Origin of the sequence: Geitlerinema sp. PCC 7407 (assembly GCF_000317045.1) — a bacterium.
Classification (GTDB): Bacteria; Cyanobacteriota; Cyanobacteriia; order PCC-7407; family PCC-7407; genus PCC-7407.
This window is the reverse complement of record NC_019703.1, coordinates 4,060,691-4,080,381: the sequence shown is the minus strand read 5'-3', so window position 1 is coordinate 4,080,381 and position 19,691 is coordinate 4,060,691. Positions and strand designations below refer to the sequence as shown.

At 60.6% G+C, this 19,691-nt stretch carries 21 protein-coding genes; 13 read left to right on the top strand and 8 right to left on the bottom strand.

The window, feature by feature from the left end:
- Positions 1 to 114: 114 nt before the first annotated feature.
- Genes GEI7407_RS16600 through GEI7407_RS16590 form a run of 3 tightly spaced genes read left to right on the top strand, consistent with a single transcriptional unit; the run spans position 115 to position 2,009 of the window.
- Positions 115 to 993 (top strand): universal stress protein, encoded by an 879-nt coding sequence (locus GEI7407_RS16600; protein ID WP_015173360.1) that lies wholly within the window; start codon positions 115 to 117, stop codon positions 991 to 993.
- A 57-nt stretch (positions 994 to 1,050) separates the two neighbouring features.
- Positions 1,051 to 1,263 (top strand): RNA-binding S4 domain-containing protein, encoded by a 213-nt coding sequence (locus GEI7407_RS16595; RefSeq protein WP_015173359.1) that lies wholly within the window; start codon positions 1,051 to 1,053, stop codon positions 1,261 to 1,263.
- A complete protein-coding gene (locus GEI7407_RS16590; protein WP_015173358.1) occupies positions 1,260 to 2,009 on the top strand; it encodes a class I SAM-dependent methyltransferase in 750 nt (249 codons plus the stop codon). Before GEI7407_RS16595 ends, GEI7407_RS16590 begins: the two co-directional genes overlap by 4 nt.
- 47 nt (positions 2,010 to 2,056) lie before the next feature.
- Here GEI7407_RS16590 and GEI7407_RS16585 read toward each other — a convergent pair whose 3' ends face one another.
- Positions 2,057 to 2,449, bottom strand: a complete 393-nt coding sequence (locus GEI7407_RS16585) for a KH domain-containing protein (RefSeq protein ID WP_015173357.1) — start codon at positions 2,447 to 2,449, stop codon at positions 2,057 to 2,059.
- Between the two features lie 13 nt (positions 2,450 to 2,462).
- A complete protein-coding gene (gene rpsP / locus GEI7407_RS16580) occupies positions 2,463 to 2,711 on the bottom strand; it encodes a 30S ribosomal protein S16 (RefSeq protein WP_015173356.1) in 249 nt (82 codons plus the stop codon).
- A gap of 435 nt (positions 2,712 to 3,146) precedes the next feature.
- Between rpsP and rpsU the strand changes: the two genes are divergently transcribed.
- Together rpsU and GEI7407_RS16575 are read left to right on the top strand one after the other, a co-directional pair.
- The gene (gene rpsU, locus GEI7407_RS20430) at positions 3,147 to 3,326 is read left to right on the top strand and encodes a 30S ribosomal protein S21 (protein ID WP_015173355.1); all 180 of its coding nucleotides are present in this window, start codon (positions 3,147 to 3,149) and stop codon (positions 3,324 to 3,326) included.
- Positions 3,327 to 3,500: 174 nt separating this feature from the next.
- Positions 3,501 to 5,015, top strand: coding sequence for a DUF697 domain-containing protein (locus tag GEI7407_RS16575; RefSeq protein ID WP_015173354.1), 1,515 nt, complete (start codon positions 3,501 to 3,503; stop codon positions 5,013 to 5,015).
- Here the strand turns inward: GEI7407_RS16575 and GEI7407_RS21470 are convergent.
- Positions 5,012 to 5,881 carry an SH3 domain-containing protein gene (locus tag GEI7407_RS21470; RefSeq protein ID WP_015173353.1) on the bottom strand — a complete coding sequence of 290 codons (870 nt, stop codon included), beginning with the start codon at positions 5,879 to 5,881 and terminating at the stop codon, positions 5,012 to 5,014. The genes GEI7407_RS16575 and GEI7407_RS21470 overlap by 4 nt on opposite strands.
- 644 nt (positions 5,882 to 6,525) lie before the next feature.
- Here GEI7407_RS21470 and GEI7407_RS21730 point away from each other — a divergent pair.
- Both GEI7407_RS21730 and GEI7407_RS19740 read left to right on the top strand, forming a co-directional pair.
- Entirely contained in the window at positions 6,526 to 8,271 is a 1,746-nt protein-coding gene (locus tag GEI7407_RS21730) for a DUF3747 domain-containing protein (protein WP_015173352.1), read from the top strand.
- Between the two features lie 439 nt (positions 8,272 to 8,710).
- Positions 8,711 to 9,835 (top strand): DUF2927 domain-containing protein, encoded by a 1,125-nt coding sequence (locus tag GEI7407_RS19740; RefSeq protein WP_051030799.1) that lies wholly within the window; start codon positions 8,711 to 8,713, stop codon positions 9,833 to 9,835.
- A 223-nt stretch (positions 9,836 to 10,058) separates the two neighbouring features.
- Here GEI7407_RS19740 and GEI7407_RS19735 read toward each other — a convergent pair whose 3' ends face one another.
- The 5 genes from GEI7407_RS19735 to GEI7407_RS16530 form a co-directional block, all read right to left on the bottom strand.
- On the bottom strand, positions 10,059 to 10,886 hold the full coding sequence (locus tag GEI7407_RS19735) for a peptidoglycan-binding protein (protein ID WP_015173350.1): 828 nt from the start codon (positions 10,884 to 10,886) through the stop codon (positions 10,059 to 10,061).
- Positions 10,887 to 11,505: 619 nt separating this feature from the next.
- Positions 11,506 to 12,441 carry a hypothetical protein gene (locus GEI7407_RS19730; protein WP_015173349.1) on the bottom strand — a complete coding sequence of 312 codons (936 nt, stop codon included), beginning with the start codon at positions 12,439 to 12,441 and terminating at the stop codon, positions 11,506 to 11,508.
- A 323-nt stretch (positions 12,442 to 12,764) separates the two neighbouring features.
- The gene (locus GEI7407_RS16540; protein WP_015173348.1) at positions 12,765 to 12,953 is read right to left on the bottom strand and encodes a hypothetical protein; all 189 of its coding nucleotides are present in this window, start codon (positions 12,951 to 12,953) and stop codon (positions 12,765 to 12,767) included.
- Positions 12,954 to 13,459: 506 nt separating this feature from the next.
- Positions 13,460 to 14,044, bottom strand: a complete 585-nt coding sequence (locus tag GEI7407_RS16535) for a rhomboid family intramembrane serine protease (protein WP_015173347.1) — start codon at positions 14,042 to 14,044, stop codon at positions 13,460 to 13,462.
- A 34-nt stretch (positions 14,045 to 14,078) separates the two neighbouring features.
- Positions 14,079 to 14,495 carry a DoxX family protein gene (locus GEI7407_RS16530; protein ID WP_015173346.1) on the bottom strand — a complete coding sequence of 139 codons (417 nt, stop codon included), beginning with the start codon at positions 14,493 to 14,495 and terminating at the stop codon, positions 14,079 to 14,081.
- 326 nt (positions 14,496 to 14,821) lie between these two features.
- On the opposite strand from GEI7407_RS16530, the gene GEI7407_RS16520 reads away from it, so the two are divergent.
- The 6 genes from GEI7407_RS16520 (at position 14,822) to GEI7407_RS16490 (ending at position 19,635) form a co-directional block, all read left to right on the top strand.
- Entirely contained in the window at positions 14,822 to 16,111 is a 1,290-nt protein-coding gene (locus GEI7407_RS16520) for an NAD(P)/FAD-dependent oxidoreductase (protein ID WP_015173345.1), read from the top strand.
- A gap of 151 nt (positions 16,112 to 16,262) precedes the next feature.
- Positions 16,263 to 16,712, top strand: coding sequence for a hypothetical protein (locus tag GEI7407_RS16515; protein WP_015173344.1), 450 nt, complete (start codon positions 16,263 to 16,265; stop codon positions 16,710 to 16,712).
- Positions 16,709 to 17,092, top strand: coding sequence for a VOC family protein (locus GEI7407_RS16510; RefSeq protein ID WP_015173343.1), 384 nt, complete (start codon positions 16,709 to 16,711; stop codon positions 17,090 to 17,092). The genes GEI7407_RS16515 and GEI7407_RS16510 overlap by 4 nt, the downstream gene beginning before the upstream one ends.
- A gap of 43 nt (positions 17,093 to 17,135) precedes the next feature.
- Positions 17,136 to 17,717, top strand: coding sequence for a hypothetical protein (locus GEI7407_RS21725; protein ID WP_015173342.1), 582 nt, complete (start codon positions 17,136 to 17,138; stop codon positions 17,715 to 17,717).
- Between the two features lie 54 nt (positions 17,718 to 17,771).
- Positions 17,772 to 18,041, top strand: a complete 270-nt coding sequence (locus tag GEI7407_RS16495; protein WP_015173341.1) for a glutaredoxin family protein — start codon at positions 17,772 to 17,774, stop codon at positions 18,039 to 18,041.
- Positions 18,042 to 18,123: 82 nt separating this feature from the next.
- Complete coding sequence (locus GEI7407_RS16490) at positions 18,124 to 19,635, top strand: UDP-N-acetylmuramoyl-L-alanyl-D-glutamate--2,6-diaminopimelate ligase (RefSeq protein WP_015173340.1); 1,512 nt, start codon at positions 18,124 to 18,126, stop codon at positions 19,633 to 19,635.
- The last annotated feature ends 56 nt before the right edge of the window (positions 19,636 to 19,691 follow it).

The window sequence follows — 19,691 nt, the reverse complement described above, 5'->3', positions numbered from 1 at the left end:
CTGGTCCGATTGCGGTCTTGGGCCTCTGGCCATCTCCTAGGCCGGACCCGTCCCCCCTGAGCCTTGCCGTTTTCAGAACGGGTGAGGATGTCCACCTCGTCAGTCACGAGAACCATGTTCAAAACGTCCCTCATCTGCACGGATTTTTCTGATGGACTGCACCGCCTGGTGGAGTTTGTCCCGGATCTGGTCCACAGTGGCCTACAGCGCATTGTGTTTTTGCACTGCGTGCCGCTGCGCACCGAGGGTGAAATTCCCCGCGTAGACACGAGCCGGATCGAAAAAGCTCGCGATCGCCTCTCCCGCGCCCTCCAAAACGTGCCAGATGGGGTTGAGGTCCACATCGAGGTCGAAAGCGGCTCCGCGCCAGAGACGATCTTGCGGATGGTCGAGGCTTACAAGCCGGACGTGCTGATTTTGGGGACGCCGACCCGCACCCTGCTCAACGAGCGCCTGTTTGGCAGCACCACCATTGAGCTATCCCAGCGGACCGAGGTGCCTATCTTGAGCCTGCGGCCCCAGCTCATTTCGACCTACACCTGCGAAGAGCTGGCCCTGCGCTGCCGCCACCTGTTCCGCTATCTCCTGCTGCCCTACAACGGCACCAAGACCGCCGACTACCTGATCGATCGCTTCAAGCACTACTTGCAGCAGCGGCCCGCGGGCTCGATCGAGCGTTGCCGACTGCTGTGGATCGTCGAGACGGGCCGCCGGACTGACTTTGCCCTCGACAGCCAGCTAAAGGCTGCCCAAGACAAGCTGAATCAGGTCAAGGCGGACCTTGAGGGGCTAGACGTGATTGTCGAAACGGAGGTGCGCCAAGGCGAACCCATTCTCGCCATCATGGAAACGGCCCAGGTCCAAGACATTAGCGCGATCGCCGTTTCCTCGCGGCGCTCCAACTGGCTGGTGGATCTGTCGGGACCTAGCTTGGGCTGCGAAGTGCTGCGTCGCTGCTGGCACCCAGTACTCATCTTCTCGCCAGCCCGCTAGAATGAGGAGCCTGGGCGCGATCGCCCGCTGTTCCCTTCCGCCAAAACTTCTTTCTCCATGACCACCGAACCTCAAACCATCAAGCTCGATCAGTTCCTTAAGTGCATGGGCGTTGAGACCGGTGGTCAAGCCAAGCTGCTGATTCAGTCCGGAGATGTCAAAGTGAATGGCCAGCTTGAAACGCGGCGAGGCCGCAAGCTGGCTGCGGGCGATCGCGTCACGGTGATGGGCGAAACGTTTGTTGTCGATTTTGATGTGCTAAACCCATGAGTCAGCGTCGACTAAACCTGCGGGCGATCGCCCTGGGGCTGCTGCTGATCGGGAGCGTAGTGCTGGGGGCTGCCACCGGAGCCCTTGCAGACGCCGCCTCCCCCTACCAGCAGCGATCGCCCAGCCCCGACGGCATCGGCAAAGTCTATCTGGGCCGAGAAATCGCCCAGGTGATGGGCCACCCCGGCGCCTACTGGCTTGAGCGCCCCAGCCGCTCCCTCGAAGAGCGTCCGGCCCTAGCGATCCAGAGCCTCAACCTGCGGCCCTCGGACGTCGTGGCGGATATTGGCGCGGGGACCGGCTACTTCAGTCTGCGCATCGCGCCCCAAGTCCCCCAGGGCAAAGTCTGGGCAGTGGACATTCAGCCAGAGATGCTGGACCTGCTCGAAGCGGGAAAGCAAGCTCAAGGCGTGACCAATGTCGAAACCGTGCTGGGCACCGAAACCAACCCCAACCTGCCGCCGGAGAGCGTGGATCTGGCCCTGATGGTGGACGCGTACCACGAGTTTGAATATCCCCGCGAGATGATGACGGCGATCGCCGCCGCCCTCAAGCCCGGCGGACGAGTCGCCCTCATCGAGTACCGGGGCGAGAATCCCCTGATCTCGATCAAGCGCCTCCACAAAATGACCCAGCGTCAGGCGAAAAAGGAGCTGGCCGCTGTGGGCCTGACCTGGCTGGAGACCCAGGACGCTCTGCCCCAGCAGCACCTGATGATCTTCCAAAAACAAGCAGCAGCCCCCTAATCAGGAGCTGCTGCTCAAATACAATGCCCTAAAAAGCGGCCAACGCGTCACTGAGAATCGACCGATCGCCGGGTTGGCCGAGGCGGGCGATCGCCGTCGCGACGCTCCGGGCGTCCATGCGAAGCAGACCGAGGCGAATGCTCCCGCTCACCCTCGGGGCCGTGGGGAATGCCGCCGAACACATCTAGATGCACCGTTTGGCCCACTGCCTGAGCAGCCGCTGACAAAACCGTGCGAATCGCATAAATGTTTCGGCCACCGCGCCCAAAAGCACGCCCCTTTTCTGGCCCATCAACGGCAAGGCGAACCAGCGCTCGTGTCTGATTCGAAGAGACTTCGCAGTCCACCCGCAGCGAGTCAGCGCTATCGAGGAGAGGCTCCATCAAAAAACGAACCAGGCCTGCATAATCCGGATGTTTTGGAGAGGACTGGTTCGCCATGGCAGATTCAGTTTCAGGCCTTGACCTGTTCGAGGACATTTGCTTTCTCGAGGATGCGACGCACGGTGGGAGTCGGCTGTGCGCCGGTTTGCAGTCGCTTGACGATCGCCTCAACATCCAGTTGGGTTTCGTCGGTGCGGGGATTGTAGAAGCCCAGCTCTTCTAGGGGACGACCGTCGCGGCGAGAGGTGCTTTGGGTAGCCACAATCCGGTAGCTCGCTTCCCGCTTCTTTCCAAATCGCTTTAGGCGCAGTTTAATCATGCTTCGTTTGCGTGTTGAGTTGGCACTGAAAAACTTAAGAATTTGCCAGGACGCCGGGGCGTCTACCTGGCGGATGGCGCTGAATTAATAATCTTATCACCGATCGCGACCAAAAATGTGCAGGCCCTGGGGGAGGAGCGCGCGCTCAGGTGAAACGCCCCAGGTCTTTGTGATAGCCTAGATAAGGTGAGATGCAGAACCCGCTGCACGTACTGAGGGCAGCTTCCCTCAGAAATCCCTAGGGCTTTTCCCGGTGCAAGTCAGCTTTTGCCCGAGACGTTGAAGAGCGAAACAGGCGATAGCAACGCCTCGGAATTATTTAGGGTCTGGCACTTGAGACGAGCCGTTCGGTTGAGAACTGCGTGCTAGAGTCTCGGACATTTTGCATCTAAACTGCTTTAGTTCACTCACATCTATCAAGGAGGATGGTTACGTATGACCCAAGTGGTTCTCGGAGAAAACGAAGGTATTGAGTCCGCATTGCGTCGATTCAAGCGCCAAGTTTCTCGGGCAGGAATCTTGGCTGACGTGAAATGTCGTCGTCACTTCGAAACTCCCCACGAGAAGCGCAAGCGTAAGGCTGTGGCTGCACGTCGCAAGAGACGGTTCCGTTAAATCTCTGGCCTTTGGCTGGAAGCCGCTCGTGCACTGGGTCGGCGTTGCCAATGAAAGGATTCGTTGGCTCCTCAAGAAGAAATACGGTAGAAAGCAGGTCCTTGCTGGGGCCTGCTTTTTGCGTTGGGGCCTGCGGCGATCGCCTGGGTGTCCTAGGATCGAGATGGCTCAGCGATGGCGAGGAAGGAGGTTGTGGCATTGCCAGGGTCAAGAGGCTCGGAAACGGGAGGCGATCGCCTCAATGCAGCGGGACTGCCGGAGGATCTCGACGCAGGCCTGGAGCAGATCCTCACGGGATTTGACGATATCCAGGAGGAGCTGAACTATCGCGAGGCCCAGGAGGCGCTGCGAGATCTGGTGAGCCGCCTGGATTTGTCGCCGGAGGAGCGGGCGGGCCTAGAGGCCGAGATTGAGAACTTGGCCGCCATGCTCGACAAGCTGGAGAATTCGGTGATTCACATCGCGGCGTTTGGGATGGTGGGCCGCGGCAAGTCGTCGATTTTGAATGCGCTGCTGGGCGAGGCGCTGTTTGAGACGGGGCCGATCCACGGGGTGACCCAGGACATTCGGCGATCGCGCTGGACCCTGAGCCAGGAGTCGCTGCTGGAAAATGGCGATCGCAATTTGGTGCGGGTGGCGCTGCAAGGATTGGGCAACTCTCGCATTGAGCTCACGGACACCCCCGGCATCGACGAGGTCCACGGGGAGGAGCGCGAAGCCCTGGCTCGCCAGGTGGCTCACCAAGCCGACCTGCTGCTGTTTATCGTGGCCGGGGACATTACCAAGGTCGAGTACGCGGCGCTGTCGGAGCTGCGCAAAGCCAACAAACCGATCCTGCTGGTCTTTAACAAGATCGACCAGTATCCCGACGCCGATCGCCTGGCGATCTACCAAAAGATTCGCGATGAGCGGGTCAAGGAGCTGCTGTCGCCCGACGAGATCGTGATGGCGGCGGCGTCGCCGCTGGTGCCGGAGGCGGTGCGGCGACCGGATGGGGGGCTGACGGTGCAGCTGCGCTTGGGGCCGCCCCAGGTGGATGACCTCAAGCTGCGGATCTTGGAGATTTTGCATCGCGAAGGCAAGTCCTTGGTGGCCCTCAACACGATGCTCTACGCCGACACGGTGAATGAGCAGCTGCTGGCGCGCAAGCGGGCCATTCGCGATCGCAGCGCCAACCGGATCATCTGGAATGGGGTGATGGCCAAGGCCCTGGCGGTGGCGCTCAACCCGGTGACGGTGGTGGACATGCTGAGCGGCGTGGCCATCGATGTGGCGATGATTTTGACGCTGTCGCGCCTGTACGGCATTTCGATGACGGAGCAGGGGGCGATCGCCCTGTTGCAGCGAATTGCGCTGAGCATGGGCGGCATCACGGCCAGCGAGCTGCTGGCCAACCTGGGCCTGAGCTCCCTCAAGGGGGTGCTGGGCCTATCGGTCCCGGCGACGGGCGGCATGGCGATCGCCCCTTACCTGTCGGTGGCCCTGACCCAGGCCAGCGTGGCGGGGGTTTCCTCCTACGGCATCGGCCAAGTGGCCAAGACCTATTTGATCAACGGCGCGTCCTGGGGGCCGGATGGCCCCAAGGCCGTCGTGGAGCGGATTTTGAACTCGCTGGATGAGCGCTCCATCATGGCCCGGATTCGCGAGGAGCTCCAGGCCCGGATCACCCAGCGATCGCCCACGCCCTAGTACCCGCGCTCTCGCTGGATTCGCTGTCCCTGGGGCACGTTCAGCCACCGCTGGCCGCCGCGCTCGACCTCCACGGTGACCGGCCGATCGGCCCGGTAGATGTAGCGTGTGACCTGGTCGTTGCTGGTTTGCTCGACCGGGACCCCTTGCAGGACGGTGCGGTTGCTGCGCTTGTTGTAGAGGTTGAGCTGGAGGCCGCCATCGCGCCGGAAGATCCGCACGGCGTGGCCGTCCGTCTCGAAGGAAACGACGGTGGCTTCGCTGGCGGAGCGATCGCTGGCAGGGCGACTGCTCGGTTCGAGAACGGTGTAAAACTCCAGCACCCCGCCGTTGCGGCTGAGGCGGCAGAAGCCCTCTGCGTCTTCTACCGTCCGCCAAGTCATGCTGTAGCTGCCGTCGCCGCGCTGACTGCTGGCCCGCACCGTGATGTCTCGGGCGCTGAGGCGCGGATAGGCGTTGCGGACGCGATCGCGGCAGATCTCGAGGGCTTGCTCGGGGACCCCGTCTCGGGGGCGATCGCCGTTGTCGCGGCTGCTGGGCTCATTGCGGCTTTCTGCACGGCTGTCGCTGCCGTCTAGAAAGCGCACAAAATCCGCCCGGACCCAGCCTTCGGCGTTGCTGCTGCTGAAGCGGACGTAGTACCAGCGATCGCCGTTGGCATCGCGGATTTCGTCGAGGGTCTCGATGCGATCGCCCGCCAACCCGTAGTGGGGAGTGCTCGCCGAAACGGAAGGCCCGCTGCGCACGTTGATCTGGCTGCCGGGGTCCTGGGTGGTGAGGGCAGCCGGTCGCGCCAGCACCGAGAGGGGAAAACTGAGGGCCACAATCAGAGCAGAGACAGAGCTCGAAACAAAACGAAGTTTCATAGAAAAAAGCGAGGCTGACAGCAAACCATCCACCGGGCAGTCTTCTGTGGGGGGCTACCCGCAAGCTATCGCCATTTTCCCCTGGATCCTCTCCTTGGCAAGTCCTGCCACCGATGTTTCCGCTGCGCAAGCGTGAAAACGCGCAGGCTGATCGGCCTGTCCACAAATGATTGCGATCTGACTCAGTAGTTTGGGATAAACCTACATCATTCGCCTAGTCAAATCTCCGATCCGGATAACTAAAAAACAAATTTTTTCTGCTGCCAATCGGCTTTAAGAAAGGCTAAAACATCAAAGAAAGTAACTAAAAATAGCTCATAAAATTGTTCCTGGAAAGACGAAAAATAGCTCTATAAAATGCGGAATAAGGTGCCAGATGAAAAATTGGACTAGGGGGTGGTGAGGGCTGAGACCCTCTCCGAGGCGATCGCCAAAAGCGTCAATCTGCCTGAAATGGGGCTTTTGGAGGGCGATCGCCGCGAGGCATCAACTCTCCGATCTGTCACAGTTTCCAAAGCTGAATAAGTGTGCTTTTAATGGTTTCTTAGGGCTGCTTCAATACAGTTAAAGAGGTCACTGGGAGTCGGAACTATTCATCCCTCCTCTTCGACACCATCTACCACCAAGCTTTTGCAAAACCGAAGATGAAATCCGTCATTCGTCGCCTAGCTCTCATTGCCGCCACCGCTACCTCCGCCGCAGTGAATACCCTTGCTCCCGTGCCTCCTGCTGCTGCCGCTCAGTTTGGTCAGCAAGAGGTGGACCAAAACAAGTTCATCGCGATCGCTGCTCCCGCTGGTGCCACTTCTCACCAGCTGCTCATCCTAGAGCAAATCAGCCGCAGTCGAGCCTGCTGGAGCGAGAGCGGCAGCGCTCCTACGGTGGTAGATCCGCTTTTGCTCAAATTTGACTTCACCGGTATCTGCGGTCGCAGCACCGACAGCAACGGCTACTCGATCCGAGTCGCCGACCAAGATCTCGGTGTGCAGTACAGCCTGCGCCTGGTGAAGCAGGCCAATGACCTCAAGCTGATGGCGGTGTCCAACCGCGATCGCAGCACACCTCCCATCGAGATTGGCCGCACCCAGCCGATCGCCAACGGCTTTACCAAGATCGAGCTCAACCCGGGCTGGCGCCTCACCAAGCGCACCTACAACGGTCGTGCCCTCGGCCACATTTACCTCACCAACAATCAAGACCTGCCCACCCTGATCGCTGCTGCGGGTGGCTCCCAAGCTCAGCCAGCTCCGGCCCCAGTCACCCGGCCCGTGACGCCGAGCCAGCCTGTGCAGCAGCCCCCCGCGATCGTGGTGCCAGTTGGTTCCTCCACCGGCTCAGGTAGCACTTCTGGACGCCCCTTGCCGACTCCCCCGAGCGTAGTGACCACGCGGCCTGGCTCGTCCTCTTCCTCTGGCACAGGCGGCTACACTGTACCGACCGTTGAGCCCGACAGCCCCAGCACTGGTCGGCCTCCCATCACGACGCCCGCTCCGGTGACCCGACCCACCACGCCACCCCCGGTGTATCAAGGCACGCCTCCCTCGCCCACCGATCGCGCATCGTCTCTTGGCTTCAACTACCGCGTCATCGTGCCCGCTAGCTCTACGGCCCAGCAGCGACGGATCAAAACCCTGGTTCCGGGTGCCTTCCGGACGGTGATCAACGGCCAGGTTTATATGCAAACGGGCCTGTTCCGGACTCAGCCTGAGGCAGAATCCTTCAAGCAGTCCCTGGCTCGCCAAAGTCTCCAAGCCTCGGTCGTGTCCGTGGCGGCTACGACTCCCACCAACACGGCTCAAGCGCCTTCTAGCCCGAGCCCCACACCGAATTTACCCTCAGTGCCCAATGGCCGCATCGTGGCAGTGATTGATGCAGGTCATGGCGGCGGTGACCCCGGCGCGGTGGGCATCGGTGGCCTGATGGAAAAGGAAATCAACCTGTCGATTTCTCAGGAGGTGGCGCGACTGCTGGAGCAGCAGGGCGTGCAGGTGGTGATGACGCGGCGCGACGATCGGGAAATTGACCTAGCGCCTCGGGTCTCTGCGGCAGAGCGGGCGCGGGCAGATGTCTTTGTGAGCATTCACTCCAACTCGCTGAGCATGAGCCGCCCCGATGTGAATGGCATCGAGACCTACTACTACGACTCCGGTAAGAAGCTGGCGGAGTCCATCCACAGCAGCTTGCTCCAGAGCACCAACGCTCGCGATCGCGGCGTGCGCACCGCCAACTTCTACGTGATCAAAAACACGTCCATGCCAGCAGTGCTGGTGGAGGTCGGGTTTGTGACAGGCAAAGAGGACAGTGTACGTCTCTCGGATGCCAACTCTCGGAAGCAGATGGCAGCAGCGATCGCCCGTGGAATCTTGCAGTATGTCAAGCAAAACCCCTAGGAGAGACCTCTCTGAAAAATTTGCATAATCCCCGGCAGCTTTGCTTCGCTCTCACACACCGCAAAGCTGCCGCTTTTGCTGGCGTCGGGACGGGGGCTGCTCTCTGCCGATGTGATGCTCCCAGGGGTTAGCTGATGGGAATGCTGGATGAATGAGGTTTTTTAAAGGTTTGTTGATGGGTTTGGGGCGAGACCATTTTGCCAGCCAGGTCATTGGCTTGATAATTCAGATGTACTATTCAGTTAATTGAAATCTAAAATATTTTTTGTTTAAAGAATGAGGGCGCAGGCAGTTATAAAAAACTACAGCCTGTCCTGACCTAATTTCTGGTAGAACGAGTCGGTTTTGTCGATGTTGCTAGCGTAAGACATTGCTGAGCTGAGCACTCCGCGATGGTTTTTGCCCCCTCACGGTTTTAGGAGCGCCAAGAAAAATGCCTATGCAGTTTCCGGTTACAAAAGCGGTTCTTCGGTTGGCCAGCGTGGCAGCGATCGCGGCGATCGCAGGCAGTGCCCTCCCGGGGTGGGCGCGTCCGGCGGCCCTCACCGCTCGCTACGCCAACTCCGAAATCAATGTGCGCTCAGCGCCGACCACCCAGGCCGCCGCGCCGCGGGTCGGGCGAGTGGGCGATCGCGTCGAGGTCCTCGACCAGACGCGCGGGCGGGACGGCTACACCTGGTACTTGGTAAAGTCCGCCCAGAAGCGCTATCAGGGCTGGATTCGCGGTGACTTTGTGACCTTTGGGCCGGGGACGGCGAATCGGGCGATCGCCTCGGTGTCGCGCGGTCCCGCCGTGACCCCGCCTGCTTCAACGGTGGCTGCTCCGGTGGCTGCTCCGGTGGCTGCTCCCTCGACCCAGGCGATCGCCGCCGTCACGCTCCCGCCTGCGGCCCAGCCCTACAGCTCAGACGCCGTTCGCTACTTCACCGAGATCGCCCTCGGCTCCGAGTATGGCGACGCCAGCGGCATCGTCCGCAAGTGGCGAGAGCCCATGCGCATCAAGGTGCACGGCTCCCCCACCCAAGAAGATCTGCGCACCCTCAGCAGCGTGATGGGCGAGATCAACACTCTCCTGGGCACGACCCAGATGCGCCTGGATGACGCCAGCCCCAACGTCGACATTTACTTTGTACCGGAAGCGGAGTTTAGCCGCTACGAACCAAACTACCGCCCCCTCAACTACGGCTACGCCTGGACCTGGTGGAACAACGACACCATCGATCGCGCCCGCATCCTGATTTCCACCGTCGACATCAATCAGCAAGAGCGATCGCACCTGATCCGCGAAGAGCTGACCCAGTCCTTGGGGCTGCTGCGCGACTCCTTCCGCTACAGCGACAGCATCTTCTACCAAAACTGGACCGACACCACCCAGTTTTCGGCCCTCGATCGCCAACTGATCCAAATGCTGTATCGTCCGGACGTCCTGCCGGGCATGTCGAAAACAGACGTATTGAGCGTCTTTAATCAGGCTCTGCCCGCTCCCAGCGCTACTGCCTGCGGGGGCAGCGGAGCCCCAGCCCCGCTAAACGCCTCGCTGGGCGCAGCGGTCTGCCCACGCTAGGGACCTAGGCCGCAGCCAAGATCCCAGGGACAGTAGCAAAACGGAATTCGGCGTGCGGCATTCACCGTAGTCAAGGCTGGCCGAAGGCGCTAAAAAAAGATGGATTTGTGCGCCAACACAAATCCATCTTCGGCAGATATCATTCTGCAAATTTCACAGAATATTTTCTCTCTCGTGAGGAATCAGGAATGACCGTTCTTGATTCCTTTTTTATGGCCCGCCACTAGTACACCCAGGCGCCGGAAACCCAGCCGCCCTGGCTCAGCTCGTACCAGCCATTGGAGGTGCGGCTCGTGATCCCGACGCGGGAGCCATTGCTCAGAGCGCCGATAGCGGCGTAGCCGGTGCCCGGGCCAGAGCGAATGGTGAGGGCGCTGCCGTTGGTGCTGACGGTGATGCCGCTGGGGCTGCCGCCACCGGTGCCGCTGCCGCCGCCGGTACCGCTACCGCCGCCGCTGGAGGTCCACCAGCCTGCGATCCAGCCGCCGCTCGAGAGCTCGTACCAGCCGTTGGAGACGCGTCCGGTGATGCCGACGCGGGAGCCATTGCTGAGATAGCCGATGGTGCCGTAGCCGGTGCCCGGACCCGAGCGGATACTCAGCGCGCCGCCGTTGGTGCTGACGGTGACTGCGCCGCCGCCGCCGGTGCCGCTGCCGCTGCCACTGCAGGCAATGGAGGGGCTCAAGCCGAGAGCACCAGCGGTCGCCGGACCGACGACGCCATCGACGCTGAGGCCTTTGCGCTGCTGGAAGCGGATCACGGCGTACTCGGTGCCGCCGCCAAAGACGCCATCAACGGCGCCAGGGCTGTAGCCAGCGCTGGCTAGGGCGGACTGGACGGAGCTGACGGCGCTGCAAGCGTCGCCCCGACGAACGGCGGCTTGGGCCTCGGACCCGCTGCCCAGGATGGATAGGCTGACGGCGAGGCCGGCAACGCCCAGCCAGGCAGAGCTGGGAATGCTGATCTGAAGGGATTCGAGGGCCTTAAGCTGCTCATCGGTGAGGGGATACTCGTGGCCGATTGCAGCGTGCATCAAAGCGAGGTTTTCCATGGAAATCTATTTCTCCATTCACGTGGGGGGACTGAATCTCGGACCTAAGCGGTGTTGGGATAACTTAGGGATGGATTCAGGAAAGCGATCAGGTTTTCCGTAAAAATTCGGAATCTAAGTCACAATCTGAGCACTTAGTTCTTATTTTCTGAGCTGAAAGCGAAAAATTAAAGAGAAACGGATAAAAATTAAGAATTAAAACGCAAAAGGTGTGGAGGAATACGAGTTAACAAAAAACAATAAAATCGTTAAAAAATACTTGGCGATCGCCTGCTAAAGGGCGATCGCGCCCTCAGTACCGTTATTTCAGCACGAGAAAGTCTTGGCCAAACTTCAAGGCAGTCCGGGAATTCAAAGAGTTCAAATAAAGAAATAAAGTAAATCCTAAAAATTGCATGACCCATTTGGGCGATTTCAAATAAAAAAATAGATAGGAATTTCCTATTTCTAGTCTGTAATCCTCAGAAAATGACAGACGGCGAAGCAAGCAAGATTGCGCCAATTGAGAATTTCGAAGCAAAGCAATGGTCAGAGAAATCTGACATTAATCAGGCGATCGCCGCTGGGAGGGACTGTTGTGATCAAGGGCGATCGCCCATCGACTTCTATTGGCAAAAATCTATTGGCAAAAATCGACGGTCCAGGTTTGGGAGCCGCGTCCGGGCTGGCAGATCTGCTGGCGACCGGCCCAGGTCAAGCGCCAGCGAGACTCGCGGGCCGTGTCCACCGGCTCGAACTCGATCCGATAGCGGGCGTGGCGCACCGAGTCGTCGAGCAGGTAAAGCTGGGTCAGATAGACCACAAAGCGCCCGCTGCTCTCGGCCCGGAAACGGGCGATTTGCTCAAAGCGCCCCTCTGCCTCCTCGATGGGCATCCCCAGCGCTGCTAGGGCGATCGCTCGCGGGTCGCTGCCGGTCAGAGTGGCGCGCTCTGCTAGCTCGTCGAGGTCGACGGCCGCGTAGTCGATCCGCTCGCGGGAAAACGGCGCGTCGATGGGGTCCACCGCCGCATTTTGGGCGACGAGTTTGTCTTCGGTGACCGCAAAAAACTGCGTTGCCTGCTTGGGCTGGTTGAGGGTGATCTGGACCTGGCGATCGGCGATCGCCACAGTGCGGACCTGGCTGGCCGGATCGATGGCCTGGATATCAATGTTTTGCCAGGTGCCGTCAGCCCAGCGCATCAGGGCCAGGTAGTCCTGGGCGACGCCGCTGCGGGTCTGCTTGAGCACGACCACGGCTTCTTCCGCGCGATCGCCGTCTACATCGCCAAAGGCGATCGCATCACCAAGGCTCGTCACCCAGCCCGCAGGCGTGACGTGCTGCCCCGCAGTGAGCTGCACAGGACCGACCTCGGGCAGTACGTAGGTGGCATTTTGCAGTGCCTGGGCGCGATCGCACCAGGCCCGCTTTTCTGGGCTCCAGACCTCTCGCGTGCGGCAATTATAAGGAGGCTGGGCGCGAGAAGGCTCGGGGCTAGCGGACTGGGCATGCAGAGCACTGGCAAAACCTAAGCCCATGCTCAGCCCCAGCAGACCATATAAAAGAGACTGTCTCATTGGATTTAACGCGATTTACCACGATTGCTTGATACTCAAGATCCTTCAGGCAATGCCGATCAATTTCCGTCAAACTGCCTCCTAGATGACCAGATCGGGTGACTCCCTGGGAGTTTTTCAGCTAAAAATTGGCCTTTGTCAAAAGATGCCTGAGCAAGTGTGAGCCTTGTCACCAAAATACAGTGACTTGCCGAAAGAAAAGCAAAAAAAATCCTGCCAATTTGGCAGGATTGAGGGTCGAGGTTCAATGGAATTAAACTAAAGCTTGGATATAAAGTTTGAGATGAAGTGCGATCGCCTTTTTATGAGACCTAGGTGAAGTCTTACAGGCCGAAAGAGGGCATCATAACGACAACACCGATGGAGGTATGACGGCCTGAAAGCGAGACGTTGCAATCAAAAAGGTATTCGCTATAGTCTGCCAAATTATCAAGACCCATGCAGTTTAGGACGATCTCTGCAACCATCCAAGTCGCTGCTTTAAACCAAAACTTTTTAACTAGCGTATTCATAATTTGAGTCTCGGTGGGGCGATCGGTAGACACAAGCGGGGCGGTAGCGGGGGGCGGTCTCGGAGGACTACGCTGTATTCTTCAAGAGGGCGAATTTGAATTTCTTAAATCTAGGGCTTGCAAGAGCGAAAATTAAGAGAGAGATTGAAGCGAAAATCAAGGCTCTTTGCAAAACTTCTTACTGTAAGATGCCTAACTTCAGAGGCTGAATATAGGGGGAGAATACGGAATCCTTAAGAAAAGTTGAGAAGCCTCTCCGAAGAAACCACTGCCTGTGACCTAGGGGCGCACGTTTCAGTCGGCCTCTCTATTTTTCTAGAAAGACCGCAAAGGCCAGATAAACTGCTAGTCAATTTTTGGTGAAACTTGGAGCGGAAAAAGCGGCCCTAGCGAAAAAGCCAGCGAGCTTGGCAGGCAAGCGCTGGCTAGGGGAAAGCTCGGGAAGGTTCTGGCGATCGCAGCTCTACAACCCGAAGCCAAAAATCAGCGAGAAACGCCCAAGATTTTTAAGAACTGGACTTTGGCTGGGAGAGGAGCTTGGCGGCGACAACGCCGCCCAGAAAGCCGAAGAGGTGGCCTTCCCAGGAGATGCCGACGCGGGTAGGCAGCACGCCCCACAAAATCCCGCCGTACAGGAAGCCTGTAATAACCGATAAGAAAATGGCCGTAAAGCTGCGCTCGAAGTAGCCTCGGCCCAGCAGATAGCCCAAATAGCCAAAAACGACGCCGCTAGCGCCGATGTGTATCGAAAAGGGAGCGCCGATCAGCCAGGTGCCGAGGCCGCTGATCAGGGCGGCGACGACAGACACGATAAAGAAGTCGCTGGTTTCCCGGAGCATCACGAACCAGCCCAGCACCAGGAAAGGAACGGTGTTGCTGATCAGGTGAGGCAGACCGCCATGGAGAAAGGGCGCAAACAAAATGCCGCGCAGTCCGACCAAGGTGCGGGGGCGAATCCCGTAGGCGTCGAGGGCTCGCCGGAAGACTACGATATCGGCAATCTCCAGCGCCCAGGCGATCGCGACCAGCGTCAGCAGGATCTGGGCGTGGCTTTTGAGTTCACCCTGGATAGATGAGTTGTTGTTGCGCATGGCGGTGCCTCGCGGGAGGGGACTGAGAGAGCGGCTAGGGATGCTCAGCCTGGGCCTTTTTGAGGCTGGTATCGAGGCTGAGGGGACCGGAGCCATACTGGGTCATGATGAGCAGGCCGCCCAGGATGGCCAGGTTTTTCATGAACTGGATGTCTTGGCCAGCTTGGGAAAAATCGGTGTGAAAGAGCAGGGTGGCGGGAATCAAAAACAAGATGAGGGCGATCGCGCCCCACTGGGCCTTGTAACCAAGCAACACCGATAAACCGCCGCCAATCAGCAGAAGAATGGTGGGAATCAGCAGCAAATTGGGTAAAGGAATCCCAACGCTGGCCATGGCTTCGATGGTGCCGCCGGGGTCAGACATCTTGCCAATGGCGGATCGCAAGAAGATGGCCGACAGCAGTAGCCGACCGAGGAGGGTGATAAGGTTTCGCAGGGTGCTCTCTGGCATGATCTTTTCCTACTATGGCTTTTGCATTTGAGGGGCGTCGAGTCTTCGGTTCGGGAAACGAGCTGAGCGATCGCAGTTGCGAGAACCAAGGCAGTGCCTCGAAGACCAAGGCCGAAGTATGGATGGGACCCATGGGGGAAAGGGCGATCGCGGTTTTGGCGCGCCTCCGGAGACCAAAGTCTGTCCTTTGGACTGGATCAACCGCCTCGAAGATCTTCACAATAGTTAATGTTAGACAATTGCGAGCGGGACAATGGCTGACGGTCTCGGCTGACAGCTGATTGGCCTGCTCCCCGCGATCGCTGCCCTTTTATCCTCCACCTACCATGACTCAAGCTCCTCACACGATTTGCATTTTGGGTGCGGGTTTTGGCGGTCTGTATACGGCCCTCGCCTTGGCGCAGCAGCGCTGGCCCGGCCCCCGTCCCCAGATTGTGCTGGTGGAGCCAGGGACGCAGTTTCTGTTTTCGCCGCTGCTCTATGAGCTGCTCACGGGGGAGCTAGAGCCCTGGCAGATTGCGCCGTCGTTTCAGGCCCTTCTCGGCGAGACTCCCGTGACCTTCTGGCAGGGACGGGTGCAGGGGGTGGATTTGCCCTACCGGCAGGTGTGGCTGGAGGATGGCCGGGGCATCACCTATGACCAGCTGGTGCTGGCGGTGGGCCAGGGGACGGCTAGCGCGGGGGTGCCGGGAGCGGCAGAGTACGCCTACGGATTTCGGCGCCTGGAGGAGTGCGATCGCCTGCATCAGCGGCTGCTGGAGCTGGAGGCGGCGGGGCGATCGCCTGTGCGGGTGGCGATCGCCGGGGCCGGGCCGAGCGGCGTCGAGCTGGCGGGCAAGCTGGCCGATCGTCTGGGCGATCGCGGCCAGATTTTGCTGTTTGATCGGGGCGATCGCCTGCTCAAAGACTTTCCGGGGGCTCTCCAGCGGGCGGCGGCCCTGGCCCTGGCCCAGCGCCGGGTGCGGGTGAGCCTGCAAACTAGCATTTGCGAAGTGCGGCCCGATGCGGTGATCGTTGAGCGCCACGGCCAAACCCACGACATTCCGGTGGACCTGGTGGTGTGGACCGGCGGCAAGGCCAGCCACGACTGGGTGCAGGCCCTGCCCTGCGCGAAAAACGACCAGGGCCAGGTGCGCACGCGCCCGACGCTCCAGCTCCTCGACTATCCCGAGGTCTTTGCCCTGGGGGATGTGGCTGACATTGGCGTGTCGCCTCGAGAGCGGGTGCCCGACACGGCCCAGGCTGCCTACCAGCAAGCCCCGGTGGCGGCCCACAACCTGCGATCGCAAATCCAGGGGCGATCGCTGCGGGCCTTTCGCTTCCGGCCCCTGGGAGACATGATGACCGTCGGCTACCAAAGCGCCGTGGTCCATAGCTTTGGGCTGACCCTGACCGGCCGATTGGCGGCGGTGGTGCGGCAGTGGGCCTACCTGCTGCGGCTGCCCACGGCGCGCCATCGCGGGCAGGTGGCCTGGAGCTGGCTGAGCGCTCCTCTGGCCCGCCGCCAGCGGCCTGGGCGTCGGCGACACCCTTCAGGCCAGCGCCCGGGTCCCTTGCCACCCAAGGCCGCCCAGACCCGCTCTGCCCCCTACGCTTCTTCCCGCCGCGACCCCTAGGGGATGCCAAAAGCGTCCGAGTGCTCCGCTAAACTAACCAAAGAGTGACTGCGTTTCTAGCTGGCGATCGCCCCTGATGGGTTGCCTCTGGCTAGGGCAGCGGCCTCTCTGTGGTGGGGTATGTATTTGGGTTCTCGGGAGATGCTAGGCAATGTTTAACCTCATGACCTCCAACCGCGATAGCGACGGTTGGCAAAGCCAGCTTGACGCCTTTGTGCGTCGCTACGAAACAGAGCTGGCAGCGCTAGCGTGGGGTTTGGCTCAGACGCGGGACGCTGATTCCCAGGGGACCCTGGGAATCGATCTGCAGCCCCCCGCGCACTTTATGTTTTGTCCCAAAGCGGCTCTAGAAGACCTCAACCGCAAGGTCGACAACCAAATTCAGGAAATCTTGGGCTTTGTGGATGGCCACAATCCGGCTGAGGAAGTGATGTTTTTGGGGATTGGCGGGGCACCGACCTACGCCCTCAAGCTGGTGCAGTTCAAGCCGCAAACGCCGCCGCCCCAGTGTTTTGAGGAGCTTGATCAGTCGGTCGAGCAGCTGCTGACGATGCTAGAGCAGCAGCTCCAGGCCGAATTTGCGCCCTCTGACGCCGGATGAGTCTGGGCTGTAGCGAAGCTTTCGTGGCGATCGCGGCTCAGGACTGGCCGAGGGCGATCGCCTTTTACCAAGCGCTCCTGGATCAGCCGCCCCGGCCCTGCCTGGAGAATGTTTACGCCGAGTTTCACCTTCCGGGCCTGCGGCTGGGCATCTTTAAACCAGGAGCTCAGCACCGCGCCGAGTTTGCCCAGCCGGCCCAGAGCGCTTTTAGCCTGTGCCTGGAGGTGATGGACCTCGAAAGGGCGATCGCCCATCTCACCCAGCTGGGCCATCCACCGACCCAGCCCATTGTGGCCGCTTCCCACGGGCGCGAAGTCTACGCTTATGACCCCGAGGGAAACCGCCTGATCCTGCACCAGGGAACCCGGGCCGGTGCCTGAGAGTGTGCTCCTCCCCTTCACTTCCCACCCTGAATCTGCCGCCATGAGCCCTAACCTTGCTTCCTATCGCCTGCTTGAACACCGGAGCCAATACAAGCCCTGCCACGTCTGTGTCCCCGACCTGGAGGGTCGGCTGGCGGCTATCTGCTTAGACGATCGCTACTACAGCTTTTTTCGGACCGTAGCCGACGGCTCCAAGGCCCTTGAAGTCGCGGCCAAACTGGGGCGGCGGGGGGACGAAACCGTGATCACCAAAACCGCCAAAGGCTATGTGCTGTGGGTGCTGGAGCCGGACGCCTACCTAGACGGCGCAGAGGCGATCGCCCCCCAAGCCGAGACCCCTGCCCAGCCGACCCAAACCTCAACCCCCTGCAAAATCCTCGACTCCAAGAGCCAGTACCGCACCTGCCACATTCGCGTCCCGGACCTGCAGCAGCGTCTGGCGGCTCTGTGGGTCGACGGCAAGTACTACGCCCTCTTCAAGGTCGTGCCCACCGTCGACAAGGCCATGGAAATCACGGCTCGCTTTGGGCGGCGCGGCGACGAAACGGTCATTGCCAAAACCAAAAAAGGCTACTCGGTGTGGGTGCTGGAGCCGGAGGCCTACCCTGCCCCCACGCCCTAGCCGCCTGTTCTGAGGACACCTTTGAGGCCATCCCTGGGAAGAAGAGAAGCCACCATGCGACTGATTTTGTATAGCAAACCGGGCTGTCACCTGTGCGAAGGACTCCAGGAAAAGCTGGAGCAAGTCGAGACCCCCGCCCTGGAGCTAGAAATTCGAGACATCACCACCCGCGAGGACTGGTTTCAGCAATACCAGTACGAGGTGCCCGTTTTGTACTGGGCTGACGGGGCCGAAACGCCGATCCCCCGGCCGTCACCGCGGGCGACGGTGGCGCAGCTGGCGCAAATGCTACAGAAAGTGCTCACCCCTCCTCCGGCACAATAGGCCTCAAGTCTGCCAGCTAGCGTTTTGCGCAGGGGCGAGGCTAGACTGGCAGATCAAAAAGCCTAGGTGAGGAGCCACTGCTATGAAGTTGCGATCGCTATTAGCCGCGCTGCCGGGTCTCTCCCTGCCCGCTGAGCACAGCGCCCTAGAGGCTGATGTCACCGGAATCTGCACCAATTCCTTGGCTTGCCAGCCGGGAGACCTGTTTATCGGCATGCCGGGAACCCGCGTGGATGGCGGAGAATTTTGGGCGGGGGCGCTGGCGGCGGGGGCCGTGGCGGCCCTGGTCTCACCGGCGATCGCCCAGAGCCACGCAGCCAAGATCGGCGACGCCTGCGTGATTTCGGTGGACTCCATCGTAGATGCTTGCGCCCAGCTGGCGGCGGCCTTTTACGGCTATCCCGGCCAGACCCTCAAGCTGGTCGGCGTCACCGGCACCAACGGCAAAACCACCACCACTCACCTGATCGAATTTTTGCTAGCCCAGGCCGAGCGGCCCACGGCCCTGCTGGGAACCCTCTATGCCCGCTGGCCCGGCTTTGTCCAGACGGCCACCCACACGACCCCCTTTGCGGCGGACTTGCAGCGGCAGCTGGGTCTGGCGAAGCAGGCGGGCTGTGAGTTTGCGGTGATGGAGACGAGCTCCCACGCCCTAGACCAGGGCCGGGTCCAGGCCTGCGCTTTTGAGGTGGCGGTGTTTACCAACCTGACCCAGGACCACCTGGACTACCACAAAGATATGGAGGACTACTTCGAGGCGAAGGCGCGCCTGTTTAGTCCGACCTACCTGCGGGGACGGGCGATCGTCAATCAGGACGATCCCTACGGTCGTCGCCTGGTGGAGCGTCTGCCCCGGGAGCAGGTGTGGACCTACAGCACCCAGGACGCAAGCGCGGATCTGTGGACCAGCGACATTGCCTACGAGCTCGACGGCGTCAAGGGAATTCTGCACACGCCCGCGGGCGAGGTGGCTTTCCATCTGCCGCTGGTGGGCCAGTTTAATGTGGAGAACTGGCTGGCGGCGGCGGGAGCGGCGCTGCACCTGGGCCTCGATTTGGCGGCGATCGCCCAGGCGCTGCCGGGGTTTTCGGGCGTGCCGGGCCGCATGGAGCGGGTGCAGATCCAGCCCGACCAAGACATCAGCGTGGTGGTGGACTATGCCCACACCCCCGACAGCCTGGAGAACATGCTGCGGGCGGCACGGCCTTTCATTCCGGGCCGCATGATCTGCGTGTTTGGCTGCGGCGGCGATCGCGATCGCACCAAGCGCCCCCTGATGGGCCAGATCGCGGCGGCGCTAGCGGACGTGGTGTACGTCACCTCCGACAATCCGCGCACCGAAGACCCAGAGCGGATTTTGCAAGACGTGGTGGCGGGCATCCCCGCTGAGGCCAATCCCACGGTGATCGGCGATCGCGCTGAAGCGATTCGCGTGGCCATTTTGCAGGCTCAGCCGGGCGATGGCGTCCTGATCGCGGGCAAGGGCCACGAGGACTACCAGATCTTGGGCACCGAAAAAATCCACTTTGACGATCGCGAACAGGCCCGCGCGGCCCTCGAGCGTCGCCTCTCCGACGAGCTGGCCTCCGTGTAGAGCGCTATGGCAGGTTGCCGTTGTGACCAGCGGGGGTTCGGCTCTAGCGGATCACA

Excerpts from the sequence above, each read along its gene's own strand:
- GEI7407_RS16530 (WP_015173346.1), bottom strand. The coding sequence starts at position 14,495 with ATGCCAGAGAGCACCCTGCGAAACCTTATCACCCTCCTCGGTCGGCTA.
- GEI7407_RS21725 (WP_015173342.1), top strand. The coding sequence starts at position 17,136 with ATGAGCCCTAACCTTGCTTCCTATCGCCTGCTTGAACACCGGAGCCAA.
- rpsU (WP_015173355.1), top strand. The coding sequence starts at position 3,147 with ATGACCCAAGTGGTTCTCGGAGAAAACGAAGGTATTGAGTCCGCATTG.
- GEI7407_RS16575 (WP_015173354.1), top strand. The coding sequence starts at position 3,501 with ATGGCGAGGAAGGAGGTTGTGGCATTGCCAGGGTCAAGAGGCTCGGAA.
- GEI7407_RS19730 (WP_015173349.1), bottom strand. The coding sequence starts at position 12,441 with ATGAGACAGTCTCTTTTATATGGTCTGCTGGGGCTGAGCATGGGCTTA.
- GEI7407_RS16510 (WP_015173343.1), top strand. The coding sequence starts at position 16,709 with ATGAGTCTGGGCTGTAGCGAAGCTTTCGTGGCGATCGCGGCTCAGGAC.
- GEI7407_RS16600 (WP_015173360.1), top strand. The coding sequence starts at position 115 with ATGTTCAAAACGTCCCTCATCTGCACGGATTTTTCTGATGGACTGCAC.
- GEI7407_RS16595 (WP_015173359.1), top strand. The coding sequence starts at position 1,051 with ATGACCACCGAACCTCAAACCATCAAGCTCGATCAGTTCCTTAAGTGC.
- GEI7407_RS16515 (WP_015173344.1), top strand. The coding sequence starts at position 16,263 with ATGTTTAACCTCATGACCTCCAACCGCGATAGCGACGGTTGGCAAAGC.
- GEI7407_RS19735 (WP_015173350.1), bottom strand. The coding sequence starts at position 10,886 with ATGGAAAACCTCGCTTTGATGCACGCTGCAATCGGCCACGAGTATCCC.
- GEI7407_RS16585 (WP_015173357.1), bottom strand. The coding sequence starts at position 2,449 with ATGGCGAACCAGTCCTCTCCAAAACATCCGGATTATGCAGGCCTGGTT.
- GEI7407_RS19740 (WP_051030799.1), top strand. The coding sequence starts at position 8,711 with ATGCAGTTTCCGGTTACAAAAGCGGTTCTTCGGTTGGCCAGCGTGGCA.
- GEI7407_RS16540 (WP_015173348.1), bottom strand. The coding sequence starts at position 12,953 with ATGAATACGCTAGTTAAAAAGTTTTGGTTTAAAGCAGCGACTTGGATG.
- GEI7407_RS21730 (WP_015173352.1), top strand. The coding sequence starts at position 6,526 with ATGAAATCCGTCATTCGTCGCCTAGCTCTCATTGCCGCCACCGCTACC.
- rpsP (WP_015173356.1), bottom strand. The coding sequence starts at position 2,711 with ATGATTAAACTGCGCCTAAAGCGATTTGGAAAGAAGCGGGAAGCGAGC.
- GEI7407_RS16520 (WP_015173345.1), top strand. The coding sequence starts at position 14,822 with ATGACTCAAGCTCCTCACACGATTTGCATTTTGGGTGCGGGTTTTGGC.
- GEI7407_RS21470 (WP_015173353.1), bottom strand. The coding sequence starts at position 5,881 with ATGAAACTTCGTTTTGTTTCGAGCTCTGTCTCTGCTCTGATTGTGGCC.
- GEI7407_RS16490 (WP_015173340.1), top strand. The coding sequence starts at position 18,124 with ATGAAGTTGCGATCGCTATTAGCCGCGCTGCCGGGTCTCTCCCTGCCC.
- GEI7407_RS16535 (WP_015173347.1), bottom strand. The coding sequence starts at position 14,044 with ATGCGCAACAACAACTCATCTATCCAGGGTGAACTCAAAAGCCACGCC.
- GEI7407_RS16590 (WP_015173358.1), top strand. The coding sequence starts at position 1,260 with ATGAGTCAGCGTCGACTAAACCTGCGGGCGATCGCCCTGGGGCTGCTG.
- GEI7407_RS16495 (WP_015173341.1), top strand. The coding sequence starts at position 17,772 with ATGCGACTGATTTTGTATAGCAAACCGGGCTGTCACCTGTGCGAAGGA.